Source organism: Roseibium salinum (assembly GCF_026240905.1).
Taxonomy (GTDB): Bacteria; Pseudomonadota; Alphaproteobacteria; order Rhizobiales; family Stappiaceae; genus Roseibium; species Roseibium salinum.
The window spans coordinates 290,271-304,829 of sequence record NZ_JAPEVI010000001.1; the positions used below are offsets into that span (position 1 = coordinate 290,271).

A 14,559-nucleotide genomic window follows, 5' to 3' on the forward strand; every position below is an offset into this window, starting at 1 on the left:
TTGCAGATAATTTAGCAGACCAATTGGCCGCCGTATCCTAGCCAACCCGGCATTCCGGCAGTATCCCTTCCAGGGTGTGGATGCCTTTCCGGATCTCGTCCGCCGAGCAGCTGCCGAAGCCCAGAACGATGCCGCGCTCTGCAAGCGGTCCGAGCGCGTAGCGCGACAGCGGCACGACGGTGACGCCGTGATTGCCGGCGCTGGCAACGATCCTCTTTTCCTCAAGGTCGGGGGAGAGCAATCCGATCGCGTGAAAACCGCTGCTGGCCGGCTGCAGGTCGATTTCGCCGGCAAGACCGGCCGCTTCCGCCATCAGCGTGTCGTGGCGGTGCTTGTAGAGCTGGCGCATGGTGCGGATGTGCGTGGCGAACATGCCCTCGTCCATGAACTCGGCGACGATCGCCTGGGTGACAGTCGGAACACCCGCCAGCCAGGTGAGGCAGACGCGTTCGAAACTGTCCACCAGACCTTCCGGTACCAGGACGAAACCCAGCCTGAGGGCCGGAAACAGGGATTTCGAAAACGTGCCGACATAGATCACGCGGCCATGGGTGTCGATGCTTTTCAGCGTCGGCGGCGGCTGGTCGCCATAGTAGAACTCGCCGTCATAATCGTCTTCCACGATCATGGCATCGGCCTCGTTGGCGGCCTTGAGCAGCGCCAGGCGGCGCGACAGGCTCATGATATGGCCGAGCGGCTGCTGGTGCGAGGGCGTGACGAAGGCAAGGCGGAAGTGGGGAGCCTTGGCAAGCCCGTCCTCGACGCTGAGGCCCTCTTCGTCGACCCGTACCGCCACGGGCCGGGCTCCGATGGCGACAAAGGCGTTGCGGGCGCCGATGGCGCCGGGGTTCTCGAACCAGATCGGTTCGCCCGGATTGACCAGCATGCCGCCGATCAGGGAAAAGGCGCGCTGCGCCCCGTTGGTGATGAAGATCTGGCTCGGATCGCACTTGATGCCCCGCGAGGCGTTGAGCTGGCGGGCGATGGCCCGGCGGAGCGGCATGAAGCCGAAAGGCTCTCCATAACCGGCGATCATGTCACGGTCCTTGCGCCAGTGGCGCGCGGAAAGCTTTGCCCATTGCGCCATGGGAAACGCATCGAGGGCCGGCAGCGCGGTGACAAAGGCCTGGGACTTATGCGGCAGCCGGGAGCGGGCAGCGAAGTCGGGAATCGCATGCCTTGTGGCGTGCGACAGGCGCGGCACGACCGCCGCCGCGTCGCTGGCCTCCGGCGACGGCTTGGGTGCCAGGCGGGCATTGAGCGCCTGGCTGGCAAAAGTGCCGGCGCCGACGCGGGCCTCCAGCAATCCTTCGGAGATCAGCCGGTCGACCGCGTCGATCACCGTGGTGCGCGAGACGCCGATTTCCCGGGCAAGCGTTCGGGTCGCCGGCAGCCTGTCGCCGGGGGTCAGGGTACCGGTCAGAAGCAGGTCGCGCAGGGCCATGTAGAGCTGGATCGAAATCTTCTTCTCGGCGCCCTTGTCGATCTTGATCGACGACAGCACCGCGCCGGCATGCCGTTTCATGCGTTTCTCCAAATTGGTATGAGAGTTTGCGCAAAACGGACCTTAATTCAAGTCCAATTCCCGGTAGGTTCGACGACAACGCCGAAACAACCCGTACCGGGAAGGTCCGCTCAAGGACGTGACAGGGAAATGAAAATCCAATCCATAGAGACATTTACCGATGAATTCGTCTGCTTCGTCCGGGTAACTTCGGACAGCGGCGCCACCGGTTGGGGTCAGGTTGCGCCCTATTATGCGGACATTACCGCGCAAGTGGTCCACCGGCAGGTTGCGCCCTACGCCCTGGGCGAGGACGCCTTCGATGTGGAACGCCTGATGGACATCATCCCGGAGCGCGAGCACAAGTTTCCGGGCTCCTATCTCCGGCGGGCCATGGGCGGGCTCGATACGGCGCTGTTCGATCTGCGCGGCAAGGTGGAAGGCAAGCCTGTGTGCGCGCTGCTTGGCGGCACGCCCGGCCGGGTGCGGGCGTATGGCTCGTCGATGAAGCGGGACATTACGCCGAAGGACGAAGCGGACCGGCTCAAGAGGCTCCAGGATCGCCACGGCTTCGATGCCTTCAAGTTCCGGATCGGCCGGGAATGCGGCCGCGACCAGGACGAATGGTCCGGCCGCACCGAAGAGATCGTGCCAACGATGCGCAAGGCGTTTGACGACGGCACCGCGCTGCTGGTGGACGCCAATTCCTGCTATTCGCCGGCCAGGGCCATCGAAGTCGGCAGGTTCCTGCAGGACAACGGCATCTGTCATTACGAGGAACCCTGCCCCTATTGGCACTACGACCAGACCCGGAAGGTGAGCGATGCGCTGGAGATCGATGTGGCCGGCGGCGAGCAGGACTGTTCGCTGGTCGACTGGAAGCGCATGATCGACGAGCGCGTGGTCGACGTCATCCAGCCCGATATCTGTTATCTCGGCGGCATGGTGCGCACAATGAAGGTGGCGCGGATGGCCCATGAAGCCGGAATTCCGTGCACGCCGCACGCCGCCAACCTGTCTCTCGTCACCCTCTTCACGATGCACCTTCTCCGGTCGATCCCGAATGCAGGCAGGTATCTGGAATTCTCGATCGAGGAAGAGGACTATTACCCCTGGCAATACGGGCTCTTCGTCTCCTCCCCTTATGAAATCGCCGATGGCCACGTCACGGTGACCGACGCGCCCGGCTGGGGTGGCGAGATCAATCCCGAGTGGCTGGCGAAATCCGCTTACAAGATCAGCTCCCGGGAACTCTGACATGGCAAACGCAAGCGACCTGATCGCCGAATACAGGTCAACCGGCACGCTCGCGGCGTTGCCACTCGGCCACTTTATCGACGGTGCGTTTTGCCGCCCGTCCCATAACCGGACCCTGGAGAGTTTCGACCCCGGTCGGGGCGAAGCGTTCGCGCGCTTTACCGCAGGGACGGCAGACGACGTCGACCAGGCCGTGCAGTCCGCCCGCAAGGCCTTTGACACCGTCTGGCGGGACATGGCGCCGGTCGAACGGGCGCGGATCCTGCAGCGGGCGTCACACCTGATTCTGGAAAATCTCGACCTTCTCGCGGTCACCGAAAGCCTCGACAGCGGCAAGCCGCTGCAGGAGGCCCTTGGCGACGTGCGCGGCGCCGCGCGGACCTTCGAATATTATGCGGGGGCCTGCGACAAGCTGCAGGGCGACAGCTTTCCGCTCGGCCCGAACTACATCGGCTACACTATTCACGAACCGGTGGGCGTCACCGCGCATATCATCCCGTGGAATTTTCCGATCTCCACGGCGGCGCGTGGGATTGCACCGGCGCTTGCAGCCGGCTGCGCGGTGCTGGCCAAGCCTGCCGAACAGACGCCGTTCACCGCCTTGCTGCTGGCAAGGCTCCTGAGCGACGCCGGACTGCCGGACGGGGTCTGCAACGTCGTCACGGGAACCGGTCCGGACGCCGGGGCGCCGCTGACCACTCATCCGGGCGTCAACCACATCACCTTCACCGGCTCGGTCCAGACCGGCCGCGCGGTGATGAAGAGTGCAGCAGAAGAGATTACCCGCGTGGTGCTGGAGCTTGGAGGCAAGTCTCCGGTGGTGGTGCTGGGCGACTGCGACAGGGAGCAGGCGCTGGCCGGAGTGCTCGGCGCGATCTTCGAAAATGCCGGCCAGATCTGTTCCGCCGGTTCACGGCTGGTGATCGAAAAATCCATTCACGATGACTTCGTCGAAGAGCTCTGCCGCAGGACAAAGGCCTTGAAGACGGGCCACGGTCTCGACCGGCCGGATGTCGGTCCGGTCAATTCCGCGGAGCATCTGGCGAAGATTGCCGGGTTCGTCGACCGGGCCCGTGGCCGCGGCGCCGATATCCTCACCGGCGGGTCCGTCACGCAGGATCCGGCGACCGGCAAGGGCTGGTTCTTCGAACCGACGATCATCGACAAGGTCGCCGCCCATGACGAACTGGCGCAGGAGGAAATCTTCGGGCCGGTCCTGACCGTCCAGGTGGCCGACGATGCCGACCATGCGCTGGCGCTCGCCAACGACTGCCGTTACGGGCTGGTTGCCGGCATCTACACCTCGGATTTCGCAAGGGCCCATCAGTTGGCGCGCGAGATCGACGCTGGCCAGATCTTCATCAACGAATATTTCGCCGGCGGCATCGAGGTGCCGTTCGGCGGCAACAAGAAATCCGGTTTCGGCCGGGAAAAGGGCCTGGAGGGCCTCAAGAGCTACTGCAAGACCAAGAGCATCGCCGCGAGGATAGCCTGAGCGAAACTCCGAGCTGTACCGGGGGTGCCGGGCAGTTCTCTCCAGTCGCGGCCGCGCTGGAATAGAAACGCGGTCCAGCAGGCGCGGGGCACAAGGGCCAGTCCCGTGATCCTGGGCACGGATCGTCGAAGCCGCGTCCCTGGCTAGTAATCCCGCTCGAAGAAAATTCCGATCTCCGACGACCCGTCCGCCCCGACGGCGCCGCGGGCCTTGAGATTGGGGGTGATGTCCAGGTTGATCGTGGCGCGCGTGTTGCCCTCTGCCCCAAGCTCGGCGCCGAGGTAGACATTGTCGCTTATGTAGCGTCCGGCACCCACGCCGACACCGCCTTCGGGACCTGTAATGACGTCAAGATTGTCCAGTCCGATGGCGTTTTGCAGGCTGGCGAGCAGGGGCGTCTCCGCGCCGCCGGCAAGCTCGGCGGCCGCCAGGGCCAGCCGGCCTATCTGGGCTGGTGACAGTTCCGCCAGACCGCGTCCGAAAAGCAGCCGTGCCAGCACTTCGTCCTCCGGCAGCCGGGGCTCGGAGGAGAAGCTGATATTGACGTCCGAAAGCCGGCCCTGAACGTTGATGAAGACGGCGACGTCGCCCCCTTCGGTCGAGGCGACGAAATAGATGAAGGGGTCGAGGTCGCCCACCAGGGTGACGCGTCCTTCGTCAAAGACGATGCGGCGGCCGAGAACCTCCAGCCGGCCTCGGACCAGGTTGAATGCGCCCACCGGCTCGATTGACGCCGCAGACCCGGTCAGGCGCACCGAGCCGCCGAGCCTTGCATCGACGCCGCGGCCGCGCACGAAGATACTTTCCGGTGCCTCTACCGCGACGTCGAGCTGAACCACGCTCGGGCGCGCCCGGGGACCGGAGAGCCCTCCGCGGCCCGGGCCTTCTGCAGCGTGCGGCGCACCGCCGGCGGCGGATTGCGATGAATGACCTCAACGGTCGCTGCGCGGCCGGCGATATGGGACGGCACGATAACCTCCGCGCGGTCGATGACGACACGTCCGGCGAGCAGCGGATCGCGTCTCAGCTGCCCCGTCAGGGTCAGCGTACCGCTGAGCGTGGCGGCGACCAGCTCACGATCGACATAGCGCGCCTCGCTAAGCTCGACCCGAAGGTCAACCGGAAAGCCCGCCTCCGGCCGGATTCCGATGGAGCCGGTCACTCCTATTCTGCCGCCGGCCGCCACCGTGGCCGAGGCACTGCTGATCCTGATCGTTCTGTCGGCGATTGTTGCCGACAGGTTGGCGCCGGAGAGGCGAACGCCCGTGGTAGGGTCGAACAGGCGCACCCCGGACGTGGTGACCGCCCCGTTGATATCCGGTTCAGCAAGGGTTCCCGTGATGCTGCCGTCAAAGGATGCGGTACCGGTCAGCCGCATTCCCCGGTCAGCCACGAAACGCTCGGCGAGCGCCAGCGGCGCCGTCGCCAAGACGTCCAGGGAGAGTTCTCCATCCGCCGTCGTCGGAATGCGTCCGTCCGCAGTGACCGAAAGTCCCTGTGGGCTCCTCGCGCTGGCGTCGACCTGCAGGTTGCCGCCGACGGTGCGGCCTGCGGCATCGACCGCGACGGAGGAGACGCCGGCGTTCTCAAGGAGGGCTGCCGAGATCTGCCGGCCCTGCATCTCGAATGTGATCTGAGGCTGCGTGCGCATTCCCGTGACTTGCGCATTTCCGCTGACCGTGCCGCCAAGGCCGAGATCGGGGCGGACCGTATTGGCGAGGGAGAGCGGCACCTCTTCCACATCCAGCGATACGTCGAAAGCGCGGCCGATCTTTCCGCTTGCGCGCAGCCGGCCCTCGCCCAGGTTGAGCGCAACGGCGTCGAACGAGATTTCCTCGCCCCTGACCTCGAACACCGCCGGCTGAACGAGTTCAAGCCCGATCCCTGCCTGGGAGAGATCGAACGTGTCGATCCTCAGCTCGAACCCGCCGTCTTCGGGAACGAGCGCACCGCTCACGGAAGCCGCCGTGCCGTTCTTGAGCAGCGCGTTGGCGGAGAAGTCGGTCGTCTCACCGGCCAGCGTGGCGGTCGCCTCGGCCCTGTCGACCTCGACGCCGAAGGCTGACGCCTCCGTTGCGGAAACGGTTCCTTCCAGCCCGGGCACGCCGAAGATATCCGTCGCGGTCGCCTCGATCCCGGCGCTTCCGATCGTGATCCCCTCCGCACGGATATCGCTGGCGGTCGCGATGATTTCGGCGCGTTGCTCGCTGTCGGCGGCATTCAGGAGGATCTCGGCGTTGACCGATCCCGTCGCATCGACGAGCGCGAGGGCGGCGAGCGTGGAGATGTCTTCGGCATCGAGGTCAAGTCGGCCGTCAAGCAATCCTTCGCGGCCCTGTACGACCTCGCCGGTCAGCCGCGCCCGCCCGGCCGTGACCTCGATTTCCCTCAAGCTTCGCTCGTCCTCGGCGAGCGCGACCTTCGCTCCCAGATCGACCGGTATCCCGCCGACGCCCCCGGCACCGGTCACGTCCCCGTTCAGGTCTCCGTCCTGGAGCGTTCCTTCGAAGGTCAGCTGTCCATCGCCCAGCTCCTTGCCGGCCAGTGCGCCGTTCGGCACGGATGCGTCGAATTTGAGGTCGATGAGGCCGCCGGCGCCCAGGGCACGGCCACTCGCGGTCAGCCGCCCCGTTGCCCGGTCGGTAATGAGTGCGAGGTCCTGCAGATCCACGCCGAACGTGATGTCCGCCGCATCGGAGGCGAAGCTGCCGTCCGCGGTGATCTCGACGCGTTCATTGGCGATGCGAAGGTTCTCCGCGGCAATCCCGTCAGGCCCGCGGGCGATCCGGCCCGTGGTGCGGGTGGTGCCGGCAAGCAGGCTGTCGAGCGCGGCAACGCCGACTTCCACATCGCTCGCCTGCCCGTCAAGTCTCAGGTCGAAAGCACCTGTGAGCGGGCGGACCTCGCCGCTCGCCTCCAGGTCGGCGCTGCCGGAGAGTTCACGTCCCGCGAGGCCGGAGAATGGCGCGATGCTGCCGGCTTGGAGGGCGATGTCCCCGAGGAAGGCGTAATCGACAATCCGGCCGGCGAGCAAGAGAGAAAATGCCTCGGCAGACAATGTGGCGCTGTCGAGCATGACCGGTGCGCCGGCCTGCCACCCGCCTTCGAGCGCAATTGCGATACGGTCTCCGAGCGCGTCGGCGAGTTCGGGCCGTTCCGCCGATATGCCGGTCATGGCGCCGTCGGCCCGGAAGGTGATGCGCCGCTGCTGAGGCTGCGAGAGGTTCTGCGCCTCCCCTCCGGCTTCAAGCGACAGGTTTTGGGCCGAAAAGGTGCCGGTCGCCAGGTCCACAACGTCCAGCGTGGCGGTCCACATTCCGCCCGCAGCCTTGCCGAAGACCACTCCCAGCCGCGTCGAGCGTACGGAGACGTCCCCGCCGGGGACCGGCAGGATGACCTTGCTTTCGCCGGCCTCGCCGATGGTGGCGTCCAGATCGAGGCTCTGCAGGAAACCGTCGACCCCTGTCTCCGCTGCGGCCTGGAGCTGCAGGGCGGCGCTTGCGAGCGTCAGGTTGTCGAGCAGGAAAGCGCCGCTGTTGAGAGCCACGCCGGAAGCGGAAAGCGACGTTTGCGCGCCGAAGAACGCACGATAGGGCTCCTGAATGAGTTGCTCGATCGAGCCTGAAAGATCCGCCGTGAAGGCCAGCCCGTCGTCACGCCCCCGGAGCTGCACCTGGCCGTCTGCCGCAGGCTCGCCGGCCGCTTGCAGCGATATGTCCAGATCGAAGTTGTCGATCGGGCCCGAGCCCGCGGCCGTCAGCGACAGCGGCGGATTTCCGGGAATGTCGAGCAGATTGACGATCATGCCGTTGGCGGGCTCTGACACAGCCAGGTTGATGTCGAGGGCCTGCGTCTCGTTTGCATAGTTCGCCTCGAGAGTCAGCTGTCCTCCCGGACCGTCGAGCCGTACCACCTCGAGAGCCGCATCCAGCGTGCCGTCCTCAAGGCGAAGGCTGCCTTCCAATGAGACGGTGGCGGCAAGTCCGAAGACATTGTCCTCGAAGCTGAGCCTTTCGACCTCCAGTTGACCGAGATCGATCGAGATCGGCAGTTCCGGAACCGTGAATGTCCCCGCCTCGGGCGCGGGAAGCCCGGGATCGGGCAACGGCATGCGGAGCATCTCGATCGTTTCCGCCGCCAGCCGTTCCACGTCGAGCCGCTGGCGCAGGATAAGCGCGGAGCGGTTCCAGTCGATCGTCACGCCCTGAATGCGCAGCCAGACGCCTTCGTGGTCCGCGATGGTAATCTCGCCGATCGTCGCTTCGGAGGACAGGACGCCCTGAATGTTCCTGATGCGGATGCTGCGGTTCGGAGTCGAAAGCCGGTTCTCCACGAAAGACAGAAAGCGCGAACGCTCTTCCTCCGGCGTTTCCTGCGCAGTGGCGGGAAAGCCCAGATTGAGGAAAGCCAGTGCGATGAGAATTCGTGTCAAAACGCCTGTCCTATTCCCACGTAAACAGCAAAATCGGGGTCTCCGGTGCGTTTGTCGAGCGGCACGCCCACGTCCAGACGGATCGGGCCGAAGCCGGTATCGTAGCGGATGCCCGCCCCGGCTCCGACCCGCAGATCGTCGCCGACCTCTGGCCAGGGCTCTGCGCCGACTTGAGCGGCGTCGATGAACCCGACGACGCCGAACTTGTCGGTGGCCCGCACCCTGAGCTCGGCCGAGCCTTCGATCAGCGAGCGGCCACCGGTCGTGACCCCGAATGTTTCCACGCCGATGGTGCGATAGCCGTAGCCGCGGACCGACCCGCCGCCGCCGGCGAGGTAAAGTTTGTCCGGCGGCAGGTCGGCAATCGACGGGCCGCTGATCGAGCCGACTTTCAGACGCCCGGCAAGCACCACCCGGTCTTCCGCTCCCAGGCCGGCATAGGCACGGCCTTCCGCGGTCAGCTTCAGGGCCGTGTTGCCCTGCACGAATTCATAGAACGGCTCGACCGCGCCCTCAAGGTATAACCCTTCCGTCGCATTGGTCTCGCTGTCGCGTCCGTCATAGGTGAGCGCTCCCGCAAGACCGAGGGTGGTGAAATCGCGTTCGCCAAAAGCGTCGTCCTCGAAATGCCCCTGGCTGGCCTCAAGGAAGATGCGCCCTGACAGATCGTCGCCAAAGATGTGCCGCAGACCGATGGCTCCGGAAATTCCGGTGCGCGTATAGACGTCGAGAACCTCGCGATCGCCGGCGAGCGAGGCGACGAAGCTGGTGTCGCGTGTGAGAAAGCCGGGCCGGGTGAAGGTGGCGCCGACATGGTAGGTCAGTTCCTGCGGATCGATCGTCTCGCCGAGCCCGGTCATCTCTGCGTCCAGCCGCAGCCGTTCCGCGTGGCCGAACAGATTGCGATGGACCCAGAATGCCTCGGGTCCGAATCCTTCGGTGGTCGAATACGAGGCGCCGACGCCGAAAGTCCGCGCCAGCCTTTCCTGGACGGTAATCCCCATGGGCAGCTGGCCGCCCGCGCGGATGGGGCTGTCGCCCTCCACGATCACGGTTCTGAAAACGTCGAGCCGGGACAGTCGCTTGCGCGCCTTTTCGAGATCGTCGGGATCGTACTCTTTGCCGGGCTCAAGTCCCGCCATCCAGGCGACGAAGGCCGGGTCCATCCGCTCCGTACCCTCCACGGAGACGGGGCCGTAGAAGGCCTTCGGTCCGGGGCTGACCGTGATCTCTGCGTCGATCCGGTCGGTGGTATGCTCTGCAACCACCCTCTGCCCGGCGATTGCCGCATCGGCGTGGCCCTGCTCGCGCCAGGCCTCAACCGCGAGCCTCCCCGCCTTTAGAATAGTGGTGGAAGGTGCGACCACGCCCTCCGTAAAGCCGGCCGCCGCGGGATCGGTCACCACGTCGTCCTTTGCGGTCGCCGGCGGCGCCTGGTTGACAATGTTCGCCTGGCCGAAGGCGAAGACCGGGCCCGGCTGGATCGTCACCACGACGCGGGCCGGGTTCGCAAATTCCGCGTCCGGCCGCAGCTCCGCGGCTTCGCGTCCGTCAATCGTGATCGTGATGGTGCCGGCGTAGCGGGCTTCGGCGTAGAGCGTGTCTAGCAGTCGCCGGTACTCCCCGCGCGCCATAGCGACGAGCCCTGCGGGGCCTGAGGCGGGTTTGTCGCGGTCTCTCCACAGGATCGACGTGCCCTTCAGGGCGTTCTCGACCTCGCCATTGCCGGCGACCTGGAATTCGAGCTCGTAGTCCTGGGGCGTGCCGATGGTCTCTTCCTCGGCCTCCTGCTCGAAGAATTTGAAGCCAAAGATCTCGAAGGCGTGCAGGGGCGTTGCGAGCAGCATCAGCAGCACGAACGCCGGCATGAAGTATCGTCTGTAGCGCCCGCGATGCGGTCTCTTGCTTCCGCTCAAACCTCCCTCCCCTATGCGGTCGAATACGCTCTACTAACCGCTGAACGGAACGCAAAACGAGCGAGGAGGAAACGTTCCGACCGTTACCGGTCCTGGAAGTTCCGCCGGACCGTTTCGCCGTCCGGGTTCAACAAAGAGGCTCACGCGGCCTTTCATGCGCATTCCCGTTCGCATGTCGCACTCCTGATTGTTATGCGCGCGTGAGCGCAAAATCAAACAGCACATCATGCCTTGCTCGTTGCGGCCTTCACGGGTGGCGCATTTGAGAACGCTCAACCTAGGCCTGAGGTTCGTCTTCTGTCAAATCATTCGTGAGGCGTTTGGAGCAAGATTTTCTCCGAAAGACAGGGCCGGATCAGATAACAACCGGCTTGAAGTCCGGCGGTTGACGTTCGATGGTATCCACACCTGACGGAAGAAGCCGTCAGCAGCCCTGAAACAAGGAAATCTCAATGAACCCGTCCCTGTTCGACCTGTCCGGCAAACGGGCACTGATCACCGGTTCATCGCAAGGGATCGGCTATGCCCTTGCACGCGGTCTGGCGCAGGCCGGTGCCGAAATCGTCCTGAATGGCCGCAACCCGGAAAAACTCGCTGCCGCAGGCTCGCAGCTCCGGTCCGAGGGGTTTACCGTTCACGAGCTGGTGTTCGACGTGACCGATCACGAGGGAGTGCGTTCGGCGGTGGATGACTTCGAGGCGGCGACGGGTCCGATCGACATCCTGGTCAACAATGCCGGCATGCAACACCGCACCCCGCTGGAGGATTTTCCGGCCGACGCCTTCGAGCGTCTTCTTCAGACGAATATTGCTTCGGTCTTTCATGTCGGACAGGCGGTCGCGCGGCACATGATCAAGCGCGGAGAGGGAAAAATCGTCAATATCTGTTCCGTACAGACCGCATTGGCGCGGCCCGGCATCGCGCCTTACACGGCAACCAAGGGGGCCGTGGCAAACCTGACCAAGGGAATGGCGACGGACTGGGCGAAATACGGGCTGCAATGCAACGGCCTCGCGCCCGGCTATTTCGATACGCCGCTCAACGCGGCCCTGGTGAATGATCCGGAATTCAGTGCATGGCTGGCGAAACGAACGCCCGCCGGTCGTTGGGGCAAGGTGGAGGAACTGGTCGGCGCCTGCGTTTTCCTGTCCTCAATGGCGTCTTCCTTCGTCAACGGGACGACCATCTTCGTCGACGGCGGTATTTCCGCGTCGCTGTGATGGGCGCTTCAATCCTCATGCCGTCGGCCCGGCCCTGCACGCGGCACGCCGGCTGATTTTACAGGGCCGCGTTCCGGGCGGTCTGCGCGCCGGAAACCGTCCTGCCCCCTACATCTTCGAGCCCTGCATGTAATGCACGAGCTGCTCGATGTTGAACTCTCTGTCGGCGATGATGCTCTTGAGGAGGTCGCCCATGGAGATGATGCCGAGCAGCCTGCCCTTCTGAAGGACCGGCAGGTGGCGGATCTGCTTGTCGGTCATCAGCGCCATGCAGGCTTCGGCGGTCTGGTCCGGTGCGACATAGATCAGGTTTCTTTCCATGACGTCGCGCAGGGGCGTTGTCGGCGAGGTTCGTCCCTTCAGAAACACGTCACGGGCATAATGGCGCTCGGAGAAGATGCCGACCGGGCGCTGGTTCTCCATGACCAGCACCGCGCCAATCTCTTTCTCCGCCATCATCCGGATGGCGTCTTCGACCGTATCTTCCAGGTGAACGCTATGGACCTCGTGGCCCTTCGTATCGAGGATGTGTCGGACCGTCGTCATGATGATACTCCTCCAGCCGACAGCGCTTTGATTTTGCTGGCATAAGGCCGCCCGGCCGCATTGACACCGGTCAGGCGCCGGCACTTCCGCCAAAAGGAGTGGCCGGAGACTGCGAGCACGGCGCTTCCGCCTGACCGCTGGAGCCAGCATTATAGCAGCAGCGAGGCATCATGCCCATGGGAGGGGTTTTTCGCCGTCTCTTGCGGCCGAGGTGTTCAGACCGCGGCGAGCGTCTTCTTGGGGTCGTAGAACGGCCGCTCGACGATCGTGGCCCGGGTGGGACCGGAACCGGTGACGACTTCGGTTTCCGTGCCGGCAACGGCATGGTCCGCCGAGACCATCGCCAGGGCGATGTTCTGTTCGAGCCGCGGCGAATAGATCGCCGAGGTGACCTTGCCGATGGCGGCCTCATCCATATTGACGGGCCAGAACGTGGTATTGGGTCCTTTCAGCGGCGGGCCATCGATGATCAGGCCCACCTGCTTGCGGCTCACGCCTTCCTGCCGGATACGCCGCAGCGCGTCCTTGCCGATAAAGGCGGCCTCCATGTCGAGGTTCACCAGCCGGTCGAGCCCCAGTTCGTAAGGGTTCGTGTCGATGTCCGCGTCCGCGCGATAGGACAGCATCCCGCCTTCGATGCGGCGGATCGTCGACGTGTGGCCGGGCTTCAGGCCAAATGGCTCACCCGCCGCCATGATCTTTTCCCACAATTCGTCGCCGCGCGATCCGTCCCGCAGGTAAAGCTCGTAACCCAGTTCGCTGGACCATCCGGTGCGGGACACGACCAGCGGAATACCGTCCAGTTCCACTTCGCGCAGCCAGTAATAGCGCAGGTCCATGATGGTTTCGCCAAAGAGCGCTTGCATCACCTCCCCGGATTTCGGGCCCTGCAACTGCAGTGGCGAGACGTCCGGTTCGCGGATCGTGACATCCATGCCCGAATGCAAGGCAACCCCTTGTGCCCAGAGAAGGATGTCGCTGTCGGCCAGCGACATCCAGAAATGGTTGTCCGCCAGGCGCAGCAGGATCGGATCGTTGAGGATGCCGCCCTCCGCGTTGGTGACCAGGATGTACTTGCATTGCCCGACGGCCATTTTCGACAGGTCGCGCGGGGTCAGCATCTGGGTGAATTCGGCCGCATCCGGCCCCGTGATCTCGACCTGGCGTTCGACCGCCACATCGCACAGGATCGCGTCGTTCACCAGGTTCCAGAAATTCTGTTCCGGATCGCCGAAATCGCGCGGGATGTACATGTGATTGTACACGGAGAACGCCTCGGCGCCCCAGCGGACCGTTGCGTCGAAAAAGGGGGATTTGCGGATCTGTGTGCCGAAGCCGAAGTCGCCTGATTGCGCCATTTTCTCACCCGTCTGCCCCGATCGCCGGACCGGCCGTGGGCTGTTTGAACCGGATTCGTGTCTATCATCGGGTGCGCCCCGATTGTGGTCTGAAAACGTGCCGCCGAAAGACCGATCGGACTGTTCTGGGGCGCTCGGCAGACTGACCGGTCCGCGTCTGTCACTTGCCGGTTCCGGCCGTCAGCTTCGCAATGTCGGGCCGCGTGGATTTCACCGTGCGCGTCACGATATAGGTCATGTAGCGCTCAATCCCCAGTTCGGCGACGAGCATGGAGTCCATCAGCTGCTGAAAGGCCGCGAGAGTCGGGCTGACGACCTTCAGGACATAGTCCATTCCCCCGCCTGTGGCGATGCACTCCGTGACCTCGTCGAGCTTGCCGACATGGTCCTCGAAACGGGTAAAATCGGCCTTGCGGTGGCTCGCCAGCGAGATGGTCACGATGACCTGGGTGAAGTCCCCGATGCGGTCAAGCGCGATGTCCGCGTGATACCCGTGGATGAGCCCGGCCGCCTTCAGTTTGTTCAACCGGGCCCAGCAGGGGGTGGGCGACAGGTTGACGACCTCTGCAAGCCTGGTCTTGCTCAGTTGGCCGTGCTTCTGGACCGCGCTGAGGATGCGTATGTCGGTGGCATCAAGACTTGTTCTCTTCATTCCGCCGGAGCTTTCTTTTCATCTGCCGACAGCATTGGCCAACATCCTTCAGGAAGCAACGCCCCTCTTGCTGTTTTGCGGCCGGGGTGAAGTCTCCTGACCCTGACGGGCGCCGCCGACCCGGAACCTTTCCCCTTCTGAAGGTGTTGGAGGACGACACCTCAATCGAGCGCCGCGCC

Annotated in this window: 10 protein-coding genes; 3 read left to right on the top strand and 7 right to left on the bottom strand. The window is 64.5% G+C overall.

The features are described 5' to 3' along the window. Positions 1–37: 37 nt before the first annotated feature. A complete protein-coding gene (pdxR, locus tag ON753_RS01250; protein WP_265960734.1) occupies positions 38–1,525 on the bottom strand; it encodes a MocR-like pyridoxine biosynthesis transcription factor PdxR in 1,488 nt (495 codons plus the stop codon). A 129-nt stretch (positions 1,526–1,654) separates the two neighbouring features. Here pdxR and ON753_RS01255 point away from each other — a divergent pair, with 129 nt between their 5' ends. Continuing rightward, positions 1,655–2,761, top strand: coding sequence for a mandelate racemase/muconate lactonizing enzyme family protein (locus ON753_RS01255; protein ID WP_265960735.1), 1,107 nt, complete (start codon positions 1,655–1,657; stop codon positions 2,759–2,761). Position 2,762: 1 nt separating this feature from the next. Then, on the top strand, positions 2,763–4,256 hold the full coding sequence (locus tag ON753_RS01260) for an aldehyde dehydrogenase family protein (RefSeq protein WP_265960737.1): 1,494 nt from the start codon (positions 2,763–2,765) through the stop codon (positions 4,254–4,256). Between the two features lie 143 nt (positions 4,257–4,399). On the opposite strand, the gene ON753_RS01265 is transcribed toward ON753_RS01260, so the two are convergent. The 3 genes from ON753_RS01265 to ON753_RS01275 are packed head-to-tail and all read right to left on the bottom strand — an operon-like array spanning position 4,400 to position 10,604. Further along, the gene (locus tag ON753_RS01265; RefSeq protein ID WP_265960738.1) at positions 4,400–5,095 is read right to left on the bottom strand and encodes a translocation/assembly module TamB domain-containing protein; all 696 of its coding nucleotides are present in this window, start codon (positions 5,093–5,095) and stop codon (positions 4,400–4,402) included. Beyond that, positions 5,071–8,688, bottom strand: coding sequence for a translocation/assembly module TamB domain-containing protein (locus tag ON753_RS01270; RefSeq protein ID WP_265960739.1), 3,618 nt, complete (start codon positions 8,686–8,688; stop codon positions 5,071–5,073). The genes ON753_RS01265 and ON753_RS01270 overlap by 25 nt, the downstream gene beginning before the upstream one ends. Next, complete coding sequence (locus ON753_RS01275) at positions 8,685–10,604, bottom strand: autotransporter assembly complex protein TamA (protein ID WP_265960740.1); 1,920 nt, start codon at positions 10,602–10,604, stop codon at positions 8,685–8,687. Before ON753_RS01275 ends, ON753_RS01270 begins: the two co-directional genes overlap by 4 nt. Before the next feature lie 452 nt (positions 10,605–11,056). On the opposite strand from ON753_RS01275, the gene ON753_RS01280 reads away from it, so the two are divergent. Continuing rightward, positions 11,057–11,824 (top strand): SDR family oxidoreductase, encoded by a 768-nt coding sequence (locus tag ON753_RS01280; protein WP_265960741.1) that lies wholly within the window; start codon positions 11,057–11,059, stop codon positions 11,822–11,824. 108 nt (positions 11,825–11,932) lie between these two features. On the opposite strand, the gene ON753_RS01285 is transcribed toward ON753_RS01280, so the two are convergent. The 3 genes from ON753_RS01285 to ON753_RS01295 all read right to left on the bottom strand — a co-directional run bounded on the left by ON753_RS01285 (position 11,933) and on the right by ON753_RS01295 (position 14,380). Next, positions 11,933–12,370: a CBS domain-containing protein gene (locus ON753_RS01285; protein ID WP_265960742.1), complete on the bottom strand. Its 438-nt coding sequence runs from the start codon at positions 12,368–12,370 to the stop codon at positions 11,933–11,935. Positions 12,371–12,585: 215 nt separating this feature from the next. Continuing rightward, positions 12,586–13,728 carry a glycine cleavage T C-terminal barrel domain-containing protein gene (locus ON753_RS01290; RefSeq protein ID WP_265960743.1) on the bottom strand — a complete coding sequence of 381 codons (1,143 nt, stop codon included), beginning with the start codon at positions 13,726–13,728 and terminating at the stop codon, positions 12,586–12,588. A gap of 160 nt (positions 13,729–13,888) precedes the next feature. Then, positions 13,889–14,380: an Lrp/AsnC family transcriptional regulator gene (locus ON753_RS01295; RefSeq protein ID WP_265960744.1), complete on the bottom strand. Its 492-nt coding sequence runs from the start codon at positions 14,378–14,380 to the stop codon at positions 13,889–13,891. Between the last annotated feature and the right edge of the window lie 179 nt (positions 14,381–14,559).